At 60.1% G+C, this 804-nt stretch carries 1 protein-coding gene and 1 pseudogene; both read left to right on the top strand.

Annotated elements, in window-relative coordinates; genetic code table 11:
* A pseudogene (locus HAQ05_RS28910) lies at positions 1–321 on the top strand (hypothetical protein); the annotation flags it as partial.
* The gene (locus HAQ05_RS27905) at positions 321–641 is read left to right on the top strand and encodes a hypothetical protein (RefSeq protein ID WP_190427621.1); all 321 of its coding nucleotides are present in this window, start codon (positions 321–323) and stop codon (positions 639–641) included. The pseudogene HAQ05_RS28910 and the gene HAQ05_RS27905, both read left to right, overlap by 1 nt.
* Positions 642–804: the final 163 nt, after the last annotated feature.

Here is an 804-nt window from a genome sequence, read left to right as displayed (position 1 = left end):
GAGCAGGGAAGCAACTCGGCAGGCAACTATGTTCGGTTTGCCGATGGCACCCAAATTTGCTGGGGCGTCTCTTCTGGCGCGACGGCCAATAACGCAACTGGCAACGGCCTGTATTACTCGGGCCTGATTACCGTTGGCTTCGCTGCTGCTTTCTCTTCCACTCCGATACTGAGCGGTTCGACAACGGCTCAGACCGGCGCGATGTCATGGCTGGGGTTCCCGGCGAGCTACGGGACGTCCGCCGGTTACCTTTCACTAATTTCGTTCGGCTCTAACGCTACTGCGACATTGCAGTGGATGGCCGTGGGCAGGTGGTTCTGATGATTATCAAATTAATGCCCCAGCGGCGGGATGACACGCTCAGCGTGGTCAAGTCCGGCGACGTATTGACCCTCAACGGAGAGGCCTTCGACTTCAGCGCGATTTCCGACGGTGCGTCTCTGCCCGCTGCCGCCGTGAGCAGCGAGTGGGTAATTGGCGACGTGAGCCGTACCGATGGGGAGCTGACCGTAACCCTGATCCTGCCGCATGGCTATCCCTACAGCCAAGAGCAGGCATTCCCGGCCGATATCGTAGACCCGGCCGACGGCGAGATTGCGCTGCCACAAGCCCCAACCACGGAGGAGGTCGCCAATGGCTAACATCGACCTGAGCCAACTCATCACCGCTGAGCAGAAGCAAGCTCAGGCCACTGCGACGTTACGCGCGACCTTCGAAAAAGCCACCCAGGCACACCTCGATGCGGCGGCGCAGGAGCATGGCTACGATAACTTGATGACGGCCATCAGCTATGCCGACGAGCCT

The organism is Pseudomonas typographi (assembly GCF_014694385.1).
Lineage (GTDB): Bacteria > Pseudomonadota > Gammaproteobacteria > Pseudomonadales > Pseudomonadaceae > Aquipseudomonas > Aquipseudomonas typographi.
This window is presented reverse-complemented; position numbering and strand designations above follow the sequence as displayed.